At 68.4% G+C, this 21499-nt stretch carries 22 protein-coding genes and 3 tRNA genes; 8 read left to right on the plus strand and 17 right to left on the minus strand.

The genetic code is table 11. The features are described 5' to 3' along the window. Nucleotides 1-13: 13 nt before the first annotated feature. The 7 genes from rpsI to ACI2JZ_RS10990 form a co-directional block, all read right to left on the minus strand. Nucleotides 14-499 carry a 30S ribosomal protein S9 gene (rpsI, locus tag ACI2JZ_RS10960; RefSeq protein WP_247623194.1) on the minus strand — a complete coding sequence of 162 codons (486 nt, stop codon included), beginning with the start codon at nucleotides 497-499 and terminating at the stop codon, nucleotides 14-16. Between the two features lie 27 nt (nucleotides 500-526). Beyond that, nucleotides 527-973: a 50S ribosomal protein L13 gene (gene rplM / locus ACI2JZ_RS10965; RefSeq protein ID WP_102194388.1), complete on the minus strand. Its 447-nt coding sequence runs from the start codon at nucleotides 971-973 to the stop codon at nucleotides 527-529. A gap of 181 nt (nucleotides 974-1154) precedes the next feature. Continuing rightward, nucleotides 1155-1907, minus strand: coding sequence for an MBL fold metallo-hydrolase (locus ACI2JZ_RS10970; protein ID WP_404597522.1), 753 nt, complete (start codon nucleotides 1905-1907; stop codon nucleotides 1155-1157). Between the two features lie 32 nt (nucleotides 1908-1939). Beyond that, a complete protein-coding gene (locus tag ACI2JZ_RS10975) occupies nucleotides 1940-2608 on the minus strand; it encodes an endonuclease/exonuclease/phosphatase family protein (protein ID WP_247624723.1) in 669 nt (222 codons plus the stop codon). Nucleotides 2609-2682: 74 nt separating this feature from the next. Next, on the minus strand, nucleotides 2683-3525 hold the full coding sequence (truA, locus tag ACI2JZ_RS10980; RefSeq protein WP_404597523.1) for a tRNA pseudouridine(38-40) synthase TruA: 843 nt from the start codon (nucleotides 3523-3525) through the stop codon (nucleotides 2683-2685). An 80-nt stretch (nucleotides 3526-3605) separates the two neighbouring features. After that, complete coding sequence (locus tag ACI2JZ_RS10985) at nucleotides 3606-5147, minus strand: APC family permease (RefSeq protein ID WP_402787605.1); 1542 nt, start codon at nucleotides 5145-5147, stop codon at nucleotides 3606-3608. A gap of 123 nt (nucleotides 5148-5270) precedes the next feature. After that, on the minus strand, nucleotides 5271-5636 hold the full coding sequence (locus ACI2JZ_RS10990; protein ID WP_247623198.1) for a helix-turn-helix domain-containing protein: 366 nt from the start codon (nucleotides 5634-5636) through the stop codon (nucleotides 5271-5273). A gap of 94 nt (nucleotides 5637-5730) precedes the next feature. Here ACI2JZ_RS10990 and ACI2JZ_RS10995 point away from each other — a divergent pair, with 94 nt between their 5' ends. The 6 genes from ACI2JZ_RS10995 (at nucleotide 5731) to ACI2JZ_RS11020 (ending at nucleotide 10039) form a co-directional block, all read left to right on the plus strand. Beyond that, the gene (locus ACI2JZ_RS10995) at nucleotides 5731-6585 is read left to right on the plus strand and encodes an SDR family oxidoreductase (protein WP_404597524.1); all 855 of its coding nucleotides are present in this window, start codon (nucleotides 5731-5733) and stop codon (nucleotides 6583-6585) included. Nucleotides 6586-6680: 95 nt separating this feature from the next. Continuing rightward, complete coding sequence (locus ACI2JZ_RS11000) at nucleotides 6681-7151, plus strand: heme-degrading domain-containing protein (RefSeq protein ID WP_404597525.1); 471 nt, start codon at nucleotides 6681-6683, stop codon at nucleotides 7149-7151. 61 nt (nucleotides 7152-7212) lie between these two features. Next, nucleotides 7213-7650: an SRPBCC family protein gene (locus ACI2JZ_RS11005; protein ID WP_404597526.1), complete on the plus strand. Its 438-nt coding sequence runs from the start codon at nucleotides 7213-7215 to the stop codon at nucleotides 7648-7650. 54 nt (nucleotides 7651-7704) lie between these two features. Further along, nucleotides 7705-8742 (plus strand): iron-containing redox enzyme family protein, encoded by a 1038-nt coding sequence (locus tag ACI2JZ_RS11010; RefSeq protein ID WP_404597527.1) that lies wholly within the window; start codon nucleotides 7705-7707, stop codon nucleotides 8740-8742. Next, entirely contained in the window at nucleotides 8739-8945 is a 207-nt protein-coding gene (locus tag ACI2JZ_RS11015) for a CDGSH iron-sulfur domain-containing protein (protein WP_247632770.1), read from the plus strand. The genes ACI2JZ_RS11010 and ACI2JZ_RS11015 overlap by 4 nt, the downstream gene beginning before the upstream one ends. Continuing rightward, the gene (locus ACI2JZ_RS11020; RefSeq protein WP_404597528.1) at nucleotides 8945-10039 is read left to right on the plus strand and encodes an aromatic acid exporter family protein; all 1095 of its coding nucleotides are present in this window, start codon (nucleotides 8945-8947) and stop codon (nucleotides 10037-10039) included. Before ACI2JZ_RS11015 ends, ACI2JZ_RS11020 begins: the two co-directional genes overlap by 1 nt. 40 nt (nucleotides 10040-10079) lie before the next feature. Here the strand turns inward: ACI2JZ_RS11020 and ACI2JZ_RS11025 are convergent. From ACI2JZ_RS11025 to ACI2JZ_RS11055, 7 genes are all read right to left on the minus strand, one after another. After that, nucleotides 10080-10153: transfer RNA gene (locus tag ACI2JZ_RS11025), tRNA-Met, on the minus strand. Between the two features lie 36 nt (nucleotides 10154-10189). Beyond that, a tRNA-Thr gene (locus tag ACI2JZ_RS11030) sits at nucleotides 10190-10261 on the minus strand. A gap of 68 nt (nucleotides 10262-10329) precedes the next feature. Continuing rightward, a complete protein-coding gene (locus ACI2JZ_RS11035; RefSeq protein WP_404597529.1) occupies nucleotides 10330-11403 on the minus strand; it encodes a M23 family metallopeptidase in 1074 nt (357 codons plus the stop codon). 243 nt (nucleotides 11404-11646) lie between these two features. Continuing rightward, nucleotides 11647-12450: an inositol monophosphatase family protein gene (locus tag ACI2JZ_RS11040; protein ID WP_404597530.1), complete on the minus strand. Its 804-nt coding sequence runs from the start codon at nucleotides 12448-12450 to the stop codon at nucleotides 11647-11649. Next, nucleotides 12447-13430 (minus strand): hypothetical protein, encoded by a 984-nt coding sequence (locus ACI2JZ_RS11045; protein WP_404597531.1) that lies wholly within the window; start codon nucleotides 13428-13430, stop codon nucleotides 12447-12449. Before ACI2JZ_RS11045 ends, ACI2JZ_RS11040 begins: the two co-directional genes overlap by 4 nt. Before the next feature lie 119 nt (nucleotides 13431-13549). Next, a complete protein-coding gene (locus tag ACI2JZ_RS11050) occupies nucleotides 13550-14335 on the minus strand; it encodes an enoyl-CoA hydratase/isomerase family protein (protein WP_404597532.1) in 786 nt (261 codons plus the stop codon). A gap of 45 nt (nucleotides 14336-14380) precedes the next feature. Then, nucleotides 14381-14872 carry an FBP domain-containing protein gene (locus ACI2JZ_RS11055; protein ID WP_247623208.1) on the minus strand — a complete coding sequence of 164 codons (492 nt, stop codon included), beginning with the start codon at nucleotides 14870-14872 and terminating at the stop codon, nucleotides 14381-14383. Between the two features lie 49 nt (nucleotides 14873-14921). Here ACI2JZ_RS11055 and ACI2JZ_RS11060 point away from each other — a divergent pair, with 49 nt between their 5' ends. Continuing rightward, entirely contained in the window at nucleotides 14922-15680 is a 759-nt protein-coding gene (locus tag ACI2JZ_RS11060) for an SDR family NAD(P)-dependent oxidoreductase (protein ID WP_247632775.1), read from the plus strand. Between the two features lie 54 nt (nucleotides 15681-15734). Here the strand turns inward: ACI2JZ_RS11060 and ACI2JZ_RS11065 are convergent. Together ACI2JZ_RS11065 and ACI2JZ_RS11070 are read right to left on the minus strand one after the other, a co-directional pair. Then, nucleotides 15735-15819 (minus strand) — tRNA-Tyr (locus tag ACI2JZ_RS11065). Nucleotides 15820-15905: 86 nt separating this feature from the next. Next, the gene (locus tag ACI2JZ_RS11070; RefSeq protein ID WP_404597533.1) at nucleotides 15906-16832 is read right to left on the minus strand and encodes a carbohydrate kinase family protein; all 927 of its coding nucleotides are present in this window, start codon (nucleotides 16830-16832) and stop codon (nucleotides 15906-15908) included. Nucleotides 16833-16907: 75 nt separating this feature from the next. Here ACI2JZ_RS11070 and ACI2JZ_RS11075 point away from each other — a divergent pair, with 75 nt between their 5' ends. Next, nucleotides 16908-17504, plus strand: coding sequence for a hypothetical protein (locus tag ACI2JZ_RS11075; RefSeq protein ID WP_404597534.1), 597 nt, complete (start codon nucleotides 16908-16910; stop codon nucleotides 17502-17504). A gap of 79 nt (nucleotides 17505-17583) precedes the next feature. Here the strand turns inward: ACI2JZ_RS11075 and rpoC are convergent, their stop codons facing one another. After that, nucleotides 17584-21459: a DNA-directed RNA polymerase subunit beta' gene (gene rpoC, locus ACI2JZ_RS11080; RefSeq protein ID WP_247623213.1), complete on the minus strand. Its 3876-nt coding sequence runs from the start codon at nucleotides 21457-21459 to the stop codon at nucleotides 17584-17586. Nucleotides 21460-21499: the final 40 nt, after the last annotated feature.

The raw sequence follows: 21499 nt of genomic DNA on the forward strand, positions 1-21499 counted from the left end.
GAAGCAGTGGACCTTAACGCTTCGAGTACTGAGGCGCCTTGCGGGCCTTCTTGAGTCCAGCCTTCTTGCGCTCCTTGACGCGAGCGTCGCGCGAGAGGAAGCCGGCCTTCTTCAGGGTCGGGCGGTTGTTCTCCTCGTCGATGCCGTTGAGGGCACGGGCGATGCCGAGACGCAGCGCACCGGCCTGGCCCGAGGGGCCACCACCGGAGATGCGCGCGATGACGTCGTAGCCGCCGGCGAGGTTGAGGACCGTGAACGGGTCGTTGATGAGCTGCTGGTGCAGCTTGTTCGGGAAGTAGTCCTCGATCGAACGGCCGTTGACCGTGATCGTGCCCGAGCCGGGGATCAGACGCACGCGGGCGATGGCCTGCTTGCGACGACCGACTGCGGCGCCCGGAACGCTGAGCACGGGGCGGGGGGCCGCCTCGACTGCGTCGGTCTCGGGGGTCGAGGTCGAGAAGCTCTGGGGGGTTTCGGTGGTGTCCTGGATGTCAGCCACGAGTATGTCCTTAAGTCTGTACGGCGCTTACTGGGCGACCTGGTCGAGGGTGTACGGCTGGGGCTGCTGCGCGGCGTGCGGGTGCTCTGCACCGACGTACACCTTGAGCTTGGACAGCTGCTGGCGGCCGAGGCTGTTCTTCGGGAGCATGCCACGGATGGCCTTCTCCACGGCGCGGACCGGGTTCTTCTCGAGGAGCTCGGCGTAGGTGACCGACTTGAGGCCGCCCGGGTAACCCGAGTGGCGGTAGGCCAGCTTCTTCTGGAGCTTCTGACCCGTGAGCGCGACCTTCTCTGCGTTCACGATGATGACGAAGTCACCGGAGTCGATGTGGTTGGCGAAGGTGGGCTTGTGCTTGCCACGCAGGAGCGTTGCCGCGTGCGAGGCGAGACGGCCGAGAACGACGTCGGTGGCGTCGATGACGACCCAGTCACGCTGGACCTCGCCGGCCTTCGGGGTGTAAGTGCGCGTCACGATAGTGCTGCTTTCTTGTGTCGAACGGAGAAGTTCGTGAATCCCACTCCGGGGTGGTTCTTCCCGAGAGGGAGGAACACGCCAGTGGAGGGCTCACGTTCGGATGATGCACCCCGCCGACGAGCGGCACGGGCACCAAAGAGACAGCATACGCTACCGAGCGCGGTCCCTCAAACCGGCCTCACGCGAGGTCGGACCGCTCCCCCGGCGTCAGCACACGCAGCCGGTGCCCCTGCTCGGCGTGCTCGAAGATCCCGACCAGCCGCTCGAGGGTCTCCGAGAAGTGGAGCCATCCCTCCGCGTGCACCGGCACGATGACGGCATCCGCCAGCACGCCCGCCGCCTCGAGCGCCGTCCGCGCGTTCAGCGTGAGATCGGTGTCGCCGAAGGCGCCGACGTTCGCGGCGCCCGTGAACAGCACGGCGATCGCGATCGCCGGGAACCGCTCGCCGATGCGGCGCACGAGATCGACCGAGGCGTTGTCGCCCGAGACGTAGACGGTGGGCTCGCCGGGCGCCTCGAGCACGAAACCCGTGACGAACCCGACCACGGCCTCCGCCCCCTCGGGTCCGTGGAGCGCGGGCACCGCCGTCACGGTGACATCGCCGATCCGATGCTCCTGCCACGGTACGAGCCCCGCGACCTGCGGGATCCGCGTCGCCGACTCCGCCGTGCCCAGCACCAGCGGCACCTCGGGCAGCAGGGCGCGACCCGCGTTGTCGAGGTTGTCGGCGTGCTCGTCGTGCGACAGCAGCACCACGTCGATCGGGCCGAGCGCGGAGGGACGCACGGCCGGACCCGTCAGCTTGCGCAGGCGTGATCCTCCCTCGTACACACCGGGTTCGTCGAACGTCGGATCGGTCAGGAAGCCGTAACCGCCGTACGTGAAGTACAGCGTCGGCCCGCCGACCAGGACTGCGGGAATCGTCGTCATGCTTCGAGTCTGCGGCATCCGGGTCTGCGGCGTCAGTCCGGATGCACCGAGACGAGGATCGGACGATGATCGCTGGTGCCCTGCGGCAGGGTCGTGATCCGCTCGATCTCGAAGCCCGTCGACGTCGCGAAGTCGTAGTGACCCCGGAACACGCGATAGCGGGTGTAGGTGTGGTCGTCGCTGAGGGTCAGGGCGTACCCGTGGTCCCGCACGGCCTGGCCGAGATTCTCCTTGAACACCGGATAGTTGTAGTCCCCGACCATGAGCTGCGGCAGCCCGTCGCCGAGGGCCGCCAGCGACGTCAGCGCCGCTCGGATCTGGTGCCGTCGCAGCGAGTTCAGCGCCGTGAGCGGAGCCGCGTGGAAGGACCCCACGATGATCTCGCGCCCCTCGTCGATGTCGACCAGCCGCGCGGCGAGGATGCGCTCGTGTGCGGGCTTGAGCATGCGGTCGTGCAGCGACTTCTTGAGCCCGATCGCCCGGATCTCGCGCAACCGGAACGTGCTCGACCGGTAGTAGAGGGCCAGCCCCAACCGGTTGCCCTGCGTCGCATCGGCGAGCACGAGGCCTCCGATGCTCTCGGGCAGGTGCTGCACGTCGCACTCCTGCAGGCACAGGATGTCGGGATCGTGCTCGCCGACGAGCGCCACGAGCTCGCTGGCGGCCCGGTGCTTGCGGAGGTTGTACGAGATGACCTTCATGATCGTTGCCACGCTACCCCCGGCCGCTATGGGTGGGCTCCGGGTTGTCTTGGCCGCGCGGGTCTGTTATTGATTCACTCGCTGTCGCGTCGCGCCCGCGTCTGCTCGGCGCGGGCGGCGAGCAGATCGTCGGCCGGATAGCCGACCTCGGTGAGGATCAGCCCCCGCGCGGCGAGCACCTTGAACTCGCTCGTGCGAGTGAGGGCGTCGCGCAGCACCACGAGGTCGCCGATGTCCAGTCGTCCCTCCCCCACGGCCACGCAGGCGCCGACGAGCGCGCGCACCATGCTGTGGCAGAACGCGTCGGCCTTGACCTCGGCGACCAGCACTCCCTCGGGATCGCGGGTCCACCGGTAGTCGAGAAGCGTACGGATGGTCGTGGCCTCGTCGCGGGGCTTGCAGTAGGCGGCGAAGTCGTGCAGGCCGATGAGGGTCTGCGCCGCGGCATCCATCGCCGATGCGTCGAGTCGGCCCCGCACGCTCGTCGTGTCGAGGCGGCGCAGCGGATCGAATCCGGCGATCTCATCCGCGAGCCGGTAACGGTAGCGGCGCCAGACCGCCGAGAACCGCGCGTCGAATCCCTCGGGCGCGATCGAGGTACGGTGCACCGCCACATCGGAGTACGCGCCGAGCACTCCGCGCATCCGTCCGGCGATCGAGGCGGCCGGGTCGAGGGCTGCGCGTCCGTGCCGAGACTCGATGCGCGCCCACTGCGCGTCGTCGAGGTCTACGTGCGCGACCTGGCCGGAGGCGTGCACTCCGGCATCCGTGCGTCCGGCGACGACCAGCCGCACGTCGGAACCCACGATCCGCGCCAGCGCCTCTTCGAGCGTGCCCTGCACGGTGCGCAGCGTCGGCTGCCGGGCCCACCCGCGGAAGTGGGTTCCGTCATAGGCGATGTCGAGCCGGATGCGCACGTCGACAAGCCTAGGACACCCACGACGACGGCCCCGGAGCATCCGCGGATGCCGGGGCCGTCATTGCGATCCGGGAAGGGTCAGATGCCGCCGTCGATCGAACGGATGGTGGTCGCCGGCTCATCCGGCACCATCACCTGGGTGTCGCGGTTCAGGCTCTCGCCGCGGAAGAACCGCTTCGACCGCGGGAACAGGTACCAGACGAACATCAGCACGAGACCGAACGCCAGCGATCCGATGCCGATCACGAAGGTGCCGCCGATGCCGAACAGCACGGTGTAGCCGTAGTCGACGTCCCACATGTCGATCGCCGACTGCACGAACGCCCCGGTGAGCATCAGTCCGCCCAGCAGCGGGAAGAGGCCCTTGAAGAAGAACTCGCGCGGCGAGCGGAAGATGTCGCGACGGAAGTACCAGACGCAGGCGAAGCCGGTGATCGCGTAGTAGAACGCGATGGCGAGGCCGAGCGACAGGATCGAGTCCTGCAGGATGTTGTCGCTGATGAGCGTCATGCCGATGTAGTAGACCGAGGCGACCACGCCCATGACGATCGTCGAGAACGACGGGGTCTTGTACTTCGGGTGCACGTCCTTGAACTTCGCGGGAAGCGCACGGTAGACGCCCATGGCGAGGGTGCCGCGCGCGGTCGGGAGGATCGTGGTCTGCGTCGAGGAGATCGCCGAGATGATCACCGAGACCACGAGAACCCACCCGAACGGTCCGAGCAGCCCGTCCTTGATGGCGAGGAAGAAGTCGTCGGCGTTGGCCTCGTTGCCGAGTCCCGTGCCGGTCTCGCCGAGGCCCGCGTACATCATGGCCGCGATCGTGACCGCGACGTAGGTGAAGAGCAGGATGACGGTGGTGAGCAGAGCCGCGCGGCCCGGGATGCGCTTCGGGTCCTTGGTCTCCTCGTTCAGGGCGAGGCAGGTGTCCCAGCCCCAGTAGATGAAGAGGGCGAGCAGGATGGCCTCGGTGAAGCCCGACCAGTCGGTGAACGCGAACGGGTTCAGCCACTCCATGTCGAAGGGCGTCGGGTTCGGCGCCGTTCCCGCGAAGAACTGCCAGAGAGCAGTGACGATGAAGATGCCGAGGGCGAGGTACTGGATGCCGAGCAGAATGTTCTGGATGCGCTCGCCGATCTCGACCCCGCGCCAGCTCACCCACGTCATCGCGGCGATGAAGACGACGGCCACGACGACCACGCGCCAGTCGTTGTTGGCGAGGTCCTGCCCGATCAACGACCAGAAGTAGACCGAGGCGATCTGCGCGAGGTTGGCGAGCACGACCATGCCCGCGACGGCGACGCCCCAGCCGCCCATCCAGCCCACCCACGGGCCGAACGCCTTGGTGCCCCAGGTGAACGTCGTGCCGCAGTCGGGCACGGCGTTGTTGAGCTCTCGATACGCGAACGCGATGAGGAGCATCGGCACGAAGGCGATGATGAAGGCGATGGGCGCCTGCGCGCCGACCGCGAGGACCACGAAGCCGAGCGTGGCGACGAGCGAGTACACGGGCGCGGTCGAGGCGAGACCGATGACGGTCGAACCCCAGAGCCCGAGTGTGCCTGCCGCCAACCCCTTGCCGTCGGGCCGTTCAAGGTGGATGGGCGTCGTAGCTGCCATGGTCAGACAGTAGGGCCATTGCGGTTATCGCGTCAATGACTTTCTCCGAACGACTGATTCCATCCGCGAATGGGTACGCGCGCGACGAAATCCGCAGTTCAGTAGTTCAGCGAAATCCGCAGTTCAGTTTCGCCCGAGCATCCCGTCGGCATGGTCGGCGATCCAGGCCATCAGCGGCAGCATCCGCTCCATGAGGTCGCGCCCGAGCGGGGTCAGGCTGTATTCGACGTGCGGGGGCACCGTCGGGAACGACTCGCGGTGCACGAGGCCGTCGTCGGCGAGGGTGCGCAGCGTGGAGGCGAGCATCTTCTCGCTTATGCCGTCGACCTCGCGGCGCAGCTCTCCCCAGCGCAGCGTTCCGTCCGACAACGACGAGAGAACGAGAACGCCCCACTTGCTCATCACGTGGTCGAGGATCACGCGGGTGCTGCACCCCTGCTCGAAGACGAGCGGGGTGCTCTCCCGGATCTGCGCATAACTCACCGTCATGTAGGTACCTTACTTCAAAGTGGGTACCCGCAGGTCGGAAGGTTTTGAATCAGCGCGGGGTTGTCGAAGGTGTCATTCCCATGAAAGGACCCTCATGACCATTCTCGTCACCGGCGCCACCGGACAGCTCGGCCGCCTCGTCATCGACAGCCTCCTCGAGCGCGGCGCGGAGCCGTCGTCGATCGTCGCGGGCGTGCGCGACCTCACCAAGGCATCCGACATCGCCGCCCGCGGCGTGCGCACCGCGGTCGTCGACTACGACCGGGCCGACACGATCGCGGCGGCGCTCGAGGGCGTCGACTCGGTGCTCCTGATCTCGGGTTCCGAGGTCGGTCGCCGCACCGCGCAGCACCAGGCCGTCATCGACGCGGCGAAGGCGGCCGGAGTCGGCAAGCTCGTCTACACGAGTGCTCCGAAGGCCCCGACGAGCGATCTCGTGCTCGCCCCCGAGCACAAGGCGACCGAGGAGCTCATCGCCGCGTCCGGCATCCCAGCCGTGATCCTGCGGAACAACTGGTACACCGAGAACTACGCCGGCGACATCGCACAGGCCCGCGAGACCGGCGTCGTGGCGGCCAGCGTCGGCGATGGCCGCGTGGCCTCGGCGAGCCGCAAGGACTTCGCGGATGCCGCGGCGGTCGTGCTGCTCGAGGACGGCCACCTCGGCCAGGCGTACGAGCTCGGCGGCGACGTCGCATGGACCTACGACGAGCTCGCCGCTGCGATCGCCGAGGTCATCGGCAGCCCCGTCGAGTACCGCGCGCTGACCGCCGAGGAGCACGCCGCCGCTCTCGAGTCCGCGGGTCTCGACGCGGGAACCGTCGGCTTCGTCACCGCGCTCGACGCGGGCATCCGCGACGGCGCACTGGCCGACACCGACGGGACGCTCGCGCGTCTGATCGGCCGCCCGACCACTCCTCTCGTGGAGGGTCTCCGCCCGCTGGCGTGACCTCGACGGCGTCTCCGTCGCAGAAGGCCCGGTGTCCCTCGCGGATTCCGGGCTTTTCTGCGCCCGGGCGCGGGCGGGCCGCTAGTCTCACGAGTATGAGCATCGACGCACAGGCCGCCCTCGACGCGATCACCGCCGAGGAGCGGGAGCTGGACGTCGATCGTTTCACCGTGACGGATGCCTGGGAGGTGGGTGCCTGGCTGCACGCACGCGCCGTCGCCGACGCACTGCCGATCGTCGTGTCGATCGTTCTCGGCGGCCAACGCGCCTTCCACATGGCGGCGCCGGACACGAGCGCTCTCAACGACGCCTGGCTGGAGCGGAAGTTCCGCGTCGTCGAGCACTTCGGCCGCTCTTCTCTGGGCGTGCACTACGACTTCCTCTCCCGGGGCGAGGACTTCGAGCGCTCATCCCGTCTCGACCCCGCGCTGTACGCGGCGGCGGGCGGCGGGTTCCCGATCCGGATCGGCGGAACGCTCGCGGGCGCGATCGGTGTGAGCGGCCTCGAGATGCACGCCGACCATGCTCTGGTCGTGGAGGCGCTGCGCGCGCACCTCTCGCGCTGAGACGATCCTCCGCCGCGTCAACCCCCTGGGCCCGGGGCGCTCGACGCGCGATGGTGGTCGCATGGCGAAGAACGTGCGCACGCTCCGTTGCACCCCGGCGGATGTCTTCGAGGTGCTCGAGAACGGATGGCTGTACCCGGCCTGGGTCGTCGGCGCCTCGCGGATGCGCGAGGTCGATGAGACCTGGCCCGCCGAGGGATCCCAGCTGCATCACTCGGTCGGTGTCTGGCCCGCCCTCCTCGACGACACCACCGTCGTCGAGGAGTGGTCACCCCCGGATCGCATGGTCATCCGTGCGAAGGGCTGGCCGATCGGAGAGGCTCGGGTGACCCTGAGGGTCCGCGCGCGGGACGGCGGCGCCATGGTGCGCATCGATGAGGAGCCGGTGAAAGGGCCCGCGACACTGCTCCCGAGCCTGATCACCACGCCGCTCCTTCGCTTCCGCAACGCGGAGACCCTGAACCGGCTGGCGTACCTCGCCGAGGGCCGCGCTCGCTGACCCTTCGGTCGCCAGCGCAGAACACTGCACCCGCCTCACTGATCGGAGAAGCACATGACCTCCCCCCTCCTCACTTCCCCCGCGCAGCTCCCCTCCGCACGCGGACCGCTCGGCGACGCGGTGCGGAAGCGCCTGACCGGCGAAGCGGACGCTGTGACCGTGCGGAGTGCGCAGGCCGCGGTGGCCGAGGCATCCGATCTCCTGCACGACGACGACGTGCAGCTGGCGCTCTTCCTGCTCTACGCCTCCGCGTACGGTTCGCTCCCCGGACTGGATCCTCGCCTGGAGTGGGATCCCGAGCTGATCGCGGTCCGTGGCGTGCTGGAGGCGGCCTTCGAGCAGCGCCTGCGCGAGGTCGTTCCGATTCCGGAGATGCCGGAGCCCACCGTCGATGCCGTCGGGCGCGCGCTGTTCGCACTCGCCGCGGACGACGACGGACCTAGCCTCTCGCGTTACCTCGCCCGCAAGGCGACCCCTGAGCAGGCCCGCGAGTTCTTCCTGCAGCGTTCCGTCTACACGCTGCGCGAGGCTGACCCCCACTCGTGGGCGATCCCGCGGCTCACCGGCCGCGCGAAGGCGGCGCTCGTCGAGATCCAGTCCGACGAGTACGGCGGTGGGCGCCCCGAGCGCGTGCACGCGGAGATCTTCGCCGCCGCGATGCGCGGTGCGGACCTCGACGACACGTATGGCACCTACGTCGATGATGTGCCGGCGATCACTCTCGCGTCGCACAACATGATGTCGATGTTCGGACTGAACCGTCGGCTGGTCGGTGCGATCGTCGGTCATCTGGCGGCCTTCGAGATGACGTCGTCGATCCCGAACAAGCTCTACGCCGACGGCCTGCGCCGACTCGGCTACGGCGAAGACGTCACCGACTACTTCGACGAGCACGTCGAAGCGGATGCCGTGCACGAGCAGATCGCCGCACGCGATCTCGCCGGTGGACTCGCCGAGGACCGACCGGATCTGCTGCCGGACATCATGTTCGGAGCCGCGGCATGCCTCGCGGTGGACGGCTGGGTCGGGGAGCACATCCTCGAGGCCTGGTCGCGCGACGAGTCCTCGCTCCGAGAGCGGGGGGACGTATGAGCGTGCACGACGAGCATCCGACGATCACCGCGTATCCCGACGGGCCGCTGTTGGTGCGCGGCGCGATCGACCTCCGCGACGCGGACGGCAACGCCATCGAGCAGCGCCGGCGCACCGTCGCACTCTGCCGCTGCGGTCTCTCGGCCATCAAGCCGTTCTGCGACGGCACGCACAAACCCGCGGGCTTCCGCACCGAGGATTGATGCGTCGCCCGCCCTTCCGTTCGGCGCTGCAGGCAGCGACGCGTCCCGCACGACTTCTGCTGGTCGCGAAGACCGCGCTGGCCGTCGGGATCGCGTGGTTCATCGCGCGATACATGCCGGGGGTCACCGACGAGTACCCCTATTACGCACCCCTCGGCGCGCTGGTGAGCATGTACCCGACGCTGATGGGGTCGGTGAAGTCCGGGCTCCAGACCCTGCTCGGACTCGCCGCCGGCATCGGGCTGGCCTCGATCATCGTGCTCACGGTGGGTCCGACGTGGTGGTCCATCCCGATCGTCGTCGGGCTCGGGGTGCTCCTCTCGGGCACGGGGTGGTTCGGGGTGGGGCGCGAGTACGTGCCCATGGCCGCCCTCTTCGTGCTGATCATCGGCGGGCAGAATGCCGACGATTACTCCCTGGGGTACCTCACCCAGATGTCGGTCGGGGTCGTCGTGGGGCTCGTCGTGAATCTGGCGATCGCGCCGGCACCGCTCACCGCCGAGGCGACGGCAAGCCTGCGTCTCTTCCGCGAGCGACTCGCGACGCACCTGCACGACATCGGTGAGGCGGTGTCGGATTCATGGCCGCCCGAGAAGGAGCAGTGGGCCGACGACGCGACCTCGCTCGCGGAGACGGCCCGTTCGCTGCGCTTCGCTCTCGTCGAGGCGGACGAGAGTCGCCGAGGCAATCCCCGCGCGTGGGGTCGACGCGGGGAGACCGACGATGCGCACCGACAGCTGGAGGCGTTGGAGCGGATCTCGCAGCACATCAGGGACATCGCGGACTCGCTCGCGGACACGATCTGGGATCGCCCCGCGGCGATCGACCTCGATCTCGAACTCCCCGCTCCGCTGACCGCCGCCTGCCATGCGGTCGCCGAGGTGATCGCTCTGCAGGATGCCTCGACGTCCGAAGCGCATCGCATTCGAGGAGAGGCGACGCGCGCCGTGCGTCTCCTCCTCGAGACGGTCGATGATCGCACGATCGAGTTGCGTCAGTCGATCGGCCCCGGTGTGCTCGCGGCGATGCATCTGCGGCGGATCCTGATCCTCAGCCGTCCCCCCGCCGATGCGCCCTCGGATGAGGTGCGGTAGCAACAGAAAACCCCGGTCCGAGGACCGGGGTGAATTCCTGTAGCAGGAGCGGGGCTTGAACCCGCGACCTCACGATTATGAGTCGTGCGCTCTGACCAGCTGAGCTACCCTGCCGCGACGCATCCGCGTTCTGCAGAGACGAATGCTGCGAGCCCCGAGTCAGGATTGAACTGACGACCCCTTCCTTACCATGGAAGTGCTCTGCCACTGAGCTATCGGGGCGTGCTGCCCCTCGCGGGGCAACCACACGAGAATACCATCACTGTGGCGTCCTCATGAAATCGAGCCGGTCAATACTCGTAGCGACCGGCGTTCGCCTTGAGCCACGGCAGCGGATCGATGGTCGATCCGTTGACGATGAGCTCGAAGTGCATGTGCGCGCCGTACGAACGGCCGGTGTTGCCGGTCTTGCCGATCACGGTTCCCACGGTGACCTTGTCGCCCGTCTTCACCTGCAGCGAGCCGTACTGCATGTGCGCGTGGTGGCTCGTGATGACCTCGCCGTCGACGACGTGGTCGATGTACACGGTGACGCCGTAGGCGCCGCCCTGCTCGGTCGCGAGGCGCACCGTGCCGTCGGCGATGGCCTGGACGGGAGCGCCGTTGCCGGGCACGAAGTCGATGCCCTCGTGCAGGCGGCCGCTGCGCATGCCGTAGCCGTAGCTCATGCCGACGCCGACGAGGAACGGCCACTGGATGGCGGCCTCGGGGTCGTTGGTGAAGACCTCGTTGGAGTAGTTGATGCCCTGTTCGGCGGCGACCTCGACGAGGGATATCGTGCTGAAGTCGTCGCCGCGGTCGAGGGCTTCGTTCTGCACGTCGGACGACGTGACGAAGGCCTGGATCTCATCGGATGCCGCGGACTTCTCATCGGCGGCCGCCGGGGCGACGAGCGACGTGGAGGCGGCCGAGGTGCCCTGCACGGCGGCGAGAGCTTCGGCGGGGAGGGTCATCGACACCGCGAGGAGACCGGCGAGGCTCATGACACCGAGGGAGGCCCCGACGGTGACGACCTTGCGGATGCGGCCGGACCGGCGCGGGGCGAGGTGCACGATCTCTTCGATCGACGACTTCTCGACGGGCACGGAGGCGGTCGCGCGGTGGAACGCCGATCCCTTGAACGCCTGCGAAGCCTGCTCGAACGCGTCGATGAGGTTCTCGGTCGGCGCGGGGATGGCGGGGCCGTCGATGATGATCGGCTCGTCGCTCACGACGAGGGGGACCTTGGCCGGCTTGGGCGTCGATTCGCCGAGCTCGGAGACGACATCGTCGGGCGCGGCGATCTTCTCGACGGACTCGTCGGCGGCGATGGCCTCGGCCGCCAGCATGCGGGCGGCGCGACGGGACAGCGGCGCGGAGGTCACGGTGGCCGCGGGGGATGCAGAGGCTGTCGCCGTCTCTCCCACCGCGGTGGCCTCGTGGGCCTGAGTGCGGAGTCGGCTGGAGCGGCGCGTGGGCGCAGATTCAGCCTGGGGATTCTCGAAGGGCAAAACGATTCTCTCGGGGTCGTACGTCAAGCTCGGGGGCGCTTACTCATCTTCCGCCTTCGGGCGGCGGAAATAACGATCGCATAAACACTACCTCGCCTCGGCTGGGAAAGCCATGAGTCATTCATCTTTCGCGCCGATCCGTTCGATGAGGCGCGCGTGCACGGCGCTGCCGCCAGCGACGATCAGCGGACGCTGAGTGTCGACATCGAACCGCGAGACCTCGCCTCCGGCCTCGCGGACGAGCAGCGCTCCGGCCGCGAAATCCCAGGGCTTCAGACCGCGCTCGAAGTATCCGTCGAGGCGTCCGGCGGCGACATAGGCGAGGTCGAGCGCCGCCGCTCCCATCCGCCGCAGGTCCCTCGCGATCGGCATCACGCGCCTCACCGTCTCGATGTCGCCGTCGTGCGTGGCCGGGTCGTATCCGAAGCCCGTCGCCAGCAGGGCGCCTGCGGGCGTCTCGTCGGTGACCGCGAGTCGTTCGTCGCCCAGCCAGGCGCCGTGCCCGCGCGCGGCCGAGAACAGTTCACCCAGCGCGGGTGCGAACACGACTCCGGCGAGATGCTCCCAGCTCGCCGGGTCTGCCGTTCCGCGCACGGCGGCGATGCTGACGTTGTAGGCGGGGATGCCGGTGGCGTAGTTCACGGTGCCGTCGATCGGGTCGACGACCCACGTGATGCCGGTCTCGCCCTGCGCCGCCTCGGACTCCTCGCCGAGGAACCCGTCACCCGGCCGCGCCGCGTCGAGCCGGGTGCGGATCAGGGCCTCGACCTCGCGGTCGGCCTCGGTGACGATGTCGGCCAGCGTGGTCTTGGTCGCCGCGAGGGTGACACCCTCGCGGCGCCGGCGCTGCGCGAGCGCGCCGGCCTCGCGTGCGATCTCCTGCGCGAGCTCGGCGAGCTCGACCTCGATCTCGTCGCTCACTGCGGAGGACGCGGGGCGGGAGGCGGCGGCGGGAAGGCTTCCTGCGTGTGCGGAGCCGAGGGCGCCGACTGCGGGGGTGCGGGCTGCGGGGGCGCGCTCGGGTACGCGAATCCGGGATCGGCGGGAGCGGTCGGCACCGGAGGCACTCCGGGAACCGCGGGCGCCTGCGGCTCGGGAGCCACCGGGAACGACGTTGCCGGGAGCGCAGCCTGCGGCACGTAGGCCGTGGGCTGTCCCGTGTAGTAGGCGTTCCAGTCGGGGCTGCCGTCGGGCAGTGCGGGCAGCGGGGTCACACCGTCGGCGAAGGTCGGCCACGAGAGGAACGCGCTGGCCGGAGGCGCCTGCTGAGCCGGCTTCTTCGGAGCAAAAAGCGCGTTGAGCAGGGGAACGAGCGTCGTTCCGACGGCGGCGAGGATCGTCAGCGCGACGACGATGCGCCAGTAGAGCTCGACGTACTCGAACGAGTCGGGGAAGGTCAGGTAGAACACGAGCATCGCCACGAGGCCACCGAGGAAGACGACCGTGATGATGTAGATCACCCGGTTGAACGTGGTGGGGTGGCGCTGCGCCGCCGGGGTGAAGAGGCGCACGTGCAGCAGCGCGAGCTGCAGGATGCCGACCACGAGGAGCAGCTGGAAGAACCGCGCCGCTCCGTTGAAGTAGTAGTCGTCTTCGGGCAGCCAGATCTTGAAGGCACCGACGATCAGCGCGATGATCCAGGTGACCATACTGGTGAGCGCCAGCCAGTCGGGGCGCTTGGGCGCGAGTCCCGCCTCGAGGATCGCGATGCCCGCGAATCCGGCGAACAGCAGGATCGTGAGGAATGCCCGGCCGATCAGGCCGTCCTGGTCACCGATCAGCACCCACACGACGCAGACGAGCGCTGCGGCGATCAGAGCCCCGATGGCGATCCAGATCGCTCCTCTGATCAGGAGCGACATGTTCTTCTTCTCTTCGGTCACGGTCTCCGGCTGGGACATGACGACCCTCCCCCTCTAGCGGCGTTGCCCCTCATCCTGCCATGCGAGCAGGGGCGGGCACTGCCCCGACGCCCCGGATGTGCACAAGCATCCGAAAGCCGACGTCGGTGCAGTCCGGGTCAGTCGGCCTTCTTCGCGAACGCGGCGATCCGCGCCTGCGCGTCGGGCGTCTGCATCGCGGCGCCGATCGAGAGCGCCTCCGCGGTCAGCTGCTCGGCGAAGGTGCGCTCGGGTTGCGCGCGCACCAGGTGCTTCGCCTGCCCGTAGGCATCCGCGGCACCGGCGAGCCAGAAGCGGGCGATCTCCTCGCCGCGAGCCCGCACGAGGGCGGCCTCGGCTGCCGAGTCCTCGCCCGTCACCGTCTCGGCCGCGAGGCCCCACTCCACCGCTTCGTCTGCGGTGAGCAGGCGATCCTGCAGCACCAGCTGCAGCGCTCGACGTTGCCCGACCGCACGGGCGAGCTGCGCCGAGACCGACAGGTCGGGCGTGAGGCCGATGTTCGCGTAGAGGCTGCCGAGCCGCGATCGTGAGCCGACCACCGCGTAGTCGCTGCTGAGCAGGATCCCGAGGCCTCCGCCCGCGGTCGTGCCGTGCGCGGCCGCGACGACCGGCACCGATGACTCCGTCAGCGAGCGGATGCCGGTGTTGATGACCTCTGCCAGGGCCGTGATCTCGTCGCCCGACCCCATCGTGGTCGCCATGTCGATCACGTCCCCGCCGGCGCAGAACGCGGGCCCCGCCGCATCGATCAGGATCGCCTTCACATCGGAACGCGACGTAGCCTCGCCCGTGGCGTCGCGCCACGCGTGCGCGAGATCGGCGTTGAAGGCGTTGAGCCGAGCCGGGCGGTTCAGCGTGAGCCGAGCCATCCCCTCATCGACCGAGAACAGGATGGCATCGCTCATGGCTTCTCCTTCGAGCACAGGACGTTGCGTCCAGCGTAATCGCGGTCAGGCGTACTGCCACACCCGCGAGACGAACGCCTCCATGCGGCGGCGAGTGCCGTCGAGGCGGAAGTCGACCTGCCCGTCGGCCAGGACCTCGTTCGGCGCGAGCGGGTGTGCGAGCCGCACGTTCTCGTGGCACGAGAGGTCGGCGCAGATGTAGGTGCCGAACGAGTCCCCCCGCTGCCCCGCTTCCCCCGCCCGTCGCGCCGAGAACAGCGTGACCTGGTTGCCCGGCTGCATGGTGCGGCAGATGTCGCACATGCCCGATCGGCCGCGCCCCGGGTCGGAGGCGCGCAGCACGATGCCGACGATCTCGCCGTCGTGCGGGATCAGCACGTACCCACGGCGCCCGGCGCCCGGATCGCGCCACGCGAAGAAGTCGAGGTAGTCCCAGTCGACCAGCACGAAGTCGTGCGGCATCTCCATGACCCGGAGTTCGTCGGCATCCGCATTGACGAACGATGCCCGCACGTCTGCTTCGGTGAGCGCTCGCATCGTCCCAGTCTAGGAAGTCGCGGGTGGGAACGGCTCGTAGAGTGGCGGGATGGCACACGCACTCGTCACCGGAGCATCCCGCGGCATCGGCCGGGCCACCGCGATCGCACTGAGCGCTCGTGGCGATCGCGTCGCGGTGCACTACGGCAGCGACCGGGACTCCGCCGCCGAGACGCTCGCTCTGCTGCACGGCGACGGCCATCACCTGGTGGGCGGCGATCTCTCGGATCCGACGGATGCTGCGGCCATCGTCGACGAGGCGATCGCGGCGCTCGGGGTCATCGACGTGCTCGTGAACAACGCCGCGATCGCGCCGAGTCCGGCGACCTTCCATCGGGTGGATGCCGTGGACTACGCCACCTGGCAGGAGGCATGGACGCGGATGCTCGACGTCGACCTCCGCGCCGCCGCCAACGTCTCCTATCTCGTCGCCAACGCGCTGATCCGCGCGGGTGCCGGCGGATCGATCGTGAACATCGGTTCACGCGGCGCCGACCGCGGCGAGCCCGACTTCCCCGCCTACGGGGCGGCGAAGGCGGGACTGCACGCGCTCGGCCAGTCGCTGGCCGTCGCGCTGGCTCCGCACGGCATCGCCGTCGCGACCGTCTCCCCCGGATTCGTCGGGACCGAACGGCAGCAGTCGAAGCTCGCCGGCGCCGAAGGTGATTCCGTGCGCGCGCAGAGCCCGTTCGGCCGCGTCGGCACGCCCGAGGAGGTCGCCGCCGCGGTCGTCTACCTCACCTCGCCCGAGGCGCAGTGGGCGTCGGGTGCGGTGCTCGATCTCAACGGGGCGTCGTACTTGCGGTGAGCTCCGCGGACCTGAACCGGAAACGAAGAAGGCCCCGCGATCGCGGGGCCTTTCTGGTGGCGAGTGAGGGATTCGAACCCCCGAATGCAGTGCAGTCTGATTTACAGTCAGATCCCTTTGGCCGCTTGGGTAACTCGCCAGAGCGCACCCGTCCAACTTGAACAGCCAACCGGGGGCACGAGTATTTATAGTACCCGTCGAACGCCGGTGGATGAAATCGAGCTGTCAGCTGCCCTGCACGCCTCGCGCAGACTCCGTGAGCGACTCGGGAGTGCGCAGCAGACCGCCCTCGGCTCGGCACGTGGCCGCCGCGATGTCCATCGCCCGATGCAGCAGCGCCTGCCACTCCTCCGCCGCCTCAGGACGCGCTCCGACGAGCCCCGCAGCGACGGCGGCGAGGGTCGCATCGCCCGCGCCGACCGTGTCGACGATCGGCCCCGGCAGCGTCGCGATCGGCGCGGAGATCGTCGCGGCATCCGTCTCGATCACCGCGCCCTCCGAGCCCGCCGTCGCCAGCACCGCGCGCACGCCGAGACCACGCAGACGCGCGCGCAGCGCGTCGAGGTCGCCGTCGTACAGCAGCGTCGCGTCATCGGCGCCCACTTTGACGATCTCGGTCGCCGCGGCGAGGCGCTCGAAGCCGCGCACGAACTCCTCCCGGTCGCTGAGCATGCCCGAGCGCGGGTTGGGATCGATCGCGAGGCGCGCGTCGCCGACGGCATCCGCCAGCGCGTCGACCTCGGCCGGAACATCGAACGGGAAGCAGCTGATCGCCACGAGATCCGAGTCGGCGATCGCCTGCCGCGCGGCATCCGAATAGCGGATGCTGCGCCGCTGCGCCGCCTCGTTGAAGACGTACTCCGGCTCGCCACCGGCGGAGCGCTGCACGATCGCGCGCGAGGAGCCGTGCGGGGCCGGCTCGGCGATCAGCGTGACTCCGTGGTCGTCGAGGTACTCGCGGATGTGCTCGCCGGCCGCATCGTCGCCCACCATGGCGATCAGCGTCGTCGGCACCCCCAACCTGCGCAGGCCCACGGCCACGTTCAACGCGGCCCCGCCCACCAGTTCGCGGATGCCCGTCTCGTCGCGGATCTCGTCGATCAGGGCGTCTCCGATGACGACCGCGGATCGGGAAGAAGTGTCTGTGCTCACCCGCCCGACATTACCGCGCCCCGCCGTCATCGTCCGCTCGCACGGCTCGGGATGACCGAGGAGTACGGTGTGGCTATGAAGGCACGCTCCGTTGCCGCCGTCGCGGCCCTCCTGCTCATCGCCGGCCTCACGGGCTGCGGCGCCGCCTCCGACGGCGACGGGGGCTCCTCCGCCTCTCCGTCGCCCTCGGAATCGGAATCGCCCACCGAGTCGGCATCCGCCTCCCCCACCCCGTCACCGACACCCACCGCCGGCGCCGTAGCACTGCCGACCGACTGCCGCGCGATCCTCTCGGAGGACGTGCTGTCGCAGCTCGGCGAGACGCCGCTCAACGACGCCGCGTTCGGACCGTCGGGCGTCGGCCCGAACGGAACCCTCACCTGCATCTGGCGAGACCCCGGCGCCGACACCACCGGCCTCGTCACCACGATCGAGCGCATGAACCGCGGACCCGCGCTCGACCTGCTCAACGACCTCGCCGACACCGAGGGGTTCAGCTGCTTCACGCCCGACGGCGGCACCCGCTGCGAGAAGATCTGGCAGAACGAGCAATACCCCGTGACCGACGGGCGCACCCTCTTCTGGCGCGACGGCATCCTCATCGACACCCAGTACTCCAACCTCGCGCCCACCGGCTACACGGCCAGCATCATCGCGAGCATCTTCGACTAGGCATCCGCCCGCTCGGATGCCGGTAGGTACGACGAAGGCCCCGGGGAGAACCCCGGGGCCTTCGTTCACTCACTCACACTCAGTTGTAAGTACCGGGCGTGATGTCGTCCGTCGAGAACGCGTCGAAGTCGACGTAACCGAAGTCACCGTCGGCGTACGCACCGTCGGATGCGAAGATCCGGTTCGGGTAGCGCTCGCTCTTGGCCTCTTCCGTGGCCTCGACCGTGACGTCGCGGTACTTCGAGAGACCGGTTCCGGCGGGGATGAGCTTTCCGATGATGACGTTCTCCTTGAGACCGACCAGCGGGTCGCGCTTGCCCTGCATCGCAGCCTCGGTGAGCACGCGGGTCGTCTCCTGGAAGGAGGCGGCCGACAGCCACGACTCCGTCGCGAGCGACGCCTTCGTGATACCCATCAGCTCCGAACGGCCCGACGCGGGGCGCTTGCCCTCTGCCACGGCCTCGCGGTTGATCGCCTGGTAGCGCTTGAGGTCGACCATCTCACCCGGCAGCAGGGTCGTGTCGGCGTGATCGACGACGGTGACCTTGCGGAGCATCTGGCGGACGATGACCTCGATGTGCTTGTCGTGGATCGGCACACCCTGCGAGCGGTACACGCCCTGGACGCCGTTGACGAGGTAACGCTGCACCTCGCGGGCACCCATGACACGCATGACCTCCTTGGGGTCGAGCGTGCCCACCAGGATCGGCTGACCGACCGTGACGTGCTGTCCGTCCTCGACCAGGAGCGTCGCACGACGCAGAACCGGGTAGATGACCGGCTCGTCGCCGTTGTCGGGCGTCAGGATGACCTTCTTGGCCTTGTCCGTCTCGTCGATCGTGATGCGGCCATCGGCCTCGGCGATCGGCGACGCACCCTTGGGGGTACGAGCCTCGAACAGCTCCTGCACACGGGGAAGACCCTGCGTGATGTCGTCTGCCGACGCGGAACCACCGGTGTGGAAGGTACGCATCGTCAGCTGGGTACCGGGCTCACCGATCGACTGGGCCGCGATGATGCCCACGGCCTCGCCGATGTCGACGGTCTTACCCGTCGCCAGCGAACGGCCGTAGCACTGCGCGCAGACACCGACGGCGGAGTCGCAGGTCAGGACCGAGCGCACCTTGATGGTCTCGACACCCGCCGCGACGAGCTTGTCGATGAGCACGTCACCCACGTCGTCACCGGCGTCGGCGAGGACCTCGCCCTTGCTGTCGACGACACCCGAGGCGAGCGTACGGGCGAACACCGAGTTCTCGACGTTCGCATCGCGCACGAGCTCACCCTGCGAGTTCGGAGCGGCGATCGGGAGCTCGAGGCCCTTCGACGTGCCGCAGTCCTCTTCGCGGATGATGACGTCCTGCGAGACGTCCACCAGACGACGGGTCAGGTAACCCGAGTCGGCGGTACGCAGAGCGGTGTCGGCCAGACCCTTACGGGTACCGTGCGTCGCGATGAAGTACTCCGCCACCGACAGACCCTCGCGGTACGAGGAGATGATCGGACGCGGGATGATCTCACCCTTGGGGTTGTTCACCAGACCACGCATACCCGCGATGTTGCGGATCTGCAGCCAGTTACCACGGGCGCCCGAGGACACCATGCGGTTGATGGTGTTGTCCTCCGGGAAGTGCGCCTTCATCGCGGCCTGCACCTCGTCGGTCGCCTCGGTCCAGATCTTGATGAGCTCCTGGCGACGCTCGGCGTCGGTCGTGAGGCCCTTCTCGTACTGGGACTGGACCTTCGCGGCCTGCTTCTCGTAGCCCGCGACGATCTCGGCCTTGTTCGGCGGCGTCAGGATGTCGCTCAGGGCGACGGTCACACCGGAGCGCGTGGCCCAGTAGAAACCGGCGTCCTTGATGCGGTCCAGCGACGCAGCCGTCTCGACCTTCGGGTACTCCTCGGCCAGCTTGTTGACGATCTGCGACAGCTTGCCCTTGTCGGCCTGCTCGCGGACGAAGGGGTAGCCCTTCGGCAGCGCGTCGTTGAAGATCGCCTGACCCAGCGAGGCGTCCACGAGACCGTGGCGCTCGTACCCCTCGGGCGCTTCGCCCTCGAGGAACGTCAGACCCGGGATGCGGATGCGGATCTTGGCCTGCAGGTCGAGGGTTCCCTCGTCCTTCGCCAGGATCGCCTCGCCGACCGAACCGAATGCACGGCCCTCACCGGCTGCGCCCTCCTTGACCGTGGTCAGGTGGTGCAGACCGATGATCATGTCCTGCGAAGGCAGGGTCACCGGGCGGCCGTCGGACGGCTTCAGGATGTTGTTCGACGCGAGCATCAGCACGCGGGCCTCGGCCTGAGCCTCGACCGACAGCGGCAGGTGCACGGCCATCTGGTCACCGTCGAAGTCGGCGTTGAACGCCGCGCAGACGAGCGGGTGCAGCTGGATGGCCTTACCCTCGACGAGCTGCGGCTCGAACGCCTGGATGCCGAGACGGTGCAGCGTGGGCGCACGGTTGAGCAGCACGGGACGCTCGCGGATGATCTCCTCGAGCACGTCCCAGACCTCGGGACGGGTGCGCTCGACGGCGCGCTTCGCGGCCTTGATGTTCTGCGAGTGCCCCAGGTCGATCAGGCGCTTGATGACGAACGGCTTGAAGAGCTCCAGAGCCATCTGCTTGGGCAGACCGCACTGGTGCAGCTTGAGCTGCGGTCCGACGATGATGACCGAACGGCCCGAGTAGTCGACGCGCTTTCCGAGCAGGTTCTGGCGGAAACGACCCTGCTTACCCTTCAGCATGTCGCTGAGGGACTTCAGGGCGCGGTTGCCGGTACCGGTGACGGGACGACCACGGCGACCGTTGTCGAACAGAGCGTCGACGGCCTCCTGCAGCATGCGCTTCTCGTTGTTGACGATGATCTCGGGGGCACCGAGGTCGATCAGACGACGAAGACGGTTGTTGCGGTTGATCACGCGGCGGTACAGGTCGTTCAGGTCGGAGGTCGCGAAGCGGCCACCGTCGAGCTGCACCATCGGACGAAGCTCCGGCGGAATGACCGGGACGACGTCGAGGACCATCGCGGCCGGGCTCATGCCGGTCTCGAGGAACGAGTTGACGACCTTGAGACGCTTGATCGCACGGATCTTGCGCTGGCCCTTGCCCTCGGCGATCTGCAGGTGCAGGTTCTCGGCCTCGGCCTGGAGGTCGAAGGCGGCGAGACGACGCTGGATCGACTCGGCACCCATGTAGGCCTCGAAGTACTGACCGAAGCGGTCCTGCAGCTCGTGGAAGACGTCGTCCTCGGGACGCAGTGCGCCGACCTCGAGCGTGCGGAAGTCCTCCCACACGCGCTCGAGCTTGGCGATCGCCTCGTCGGCACCCTTGCGGATGAGCGACATCTCCTTCTCGGCGGCGTCCTTGACCTTCTTCTTGGCGTCGGCCTTGGCACCCTCGGCCTCGAGAGCAGCGAGCTCCTCCTCGAGACGAGCGAGGCGCTCGGCGATCTTGGAGTCACGGCGGTCGCCGAGCGTCTTCAGCTCGAGACGGACGTTGTTCTCCTGCGTGCCCAGGTCGCGGTGACGAGCATCCTCGTCGACCGAGATGACCATGTACGCGGCGAAGTAGATGACCTTCTCGAGGTCCTTCGGCGCCATGTCGAGCAGGTAGCCCAGACGCGAGGGAACGCCCTTGAAGTACCAGATGTGGGTGACGGGAGCGGCGAGCTCGATGTGCCCCATGCGCTCACGACGAACGGAGCTCTTGGTGACCTCCACGCCGCAGCGCTCGCAGACGATTCCCTTGAAGCGGACGCGCTTGTACTTTCCGCAGGCGCACTCCCAGTCGCGGGACGGTCCGAAGATCTGCTCTCCGAAGAGGCCGTCCTTCTCGGGCTTCAGGGTGCGGTAGTTGATGGTTTCGGGCTTCTTGACCTCGCCGTAGGACCACGCGCGGATGTGGTCTGCGGTCGCCAGGCCGATGCGAAGCTCATCGAAAGTTGTGGACTCGAGCACTAGTTCTCCTGTGTCGGAAATTCTTTTTGAGAAGTCTGCT

The organism is Microbacterium sp. NPDC087868, from assembly GCF_044900755.1.
GTDB lineage: Bacteria > Actinomycetota > Actinomycetes > Actinomycetales > Microbacteriaceae > Microbacterium > Microbacterium galbinum.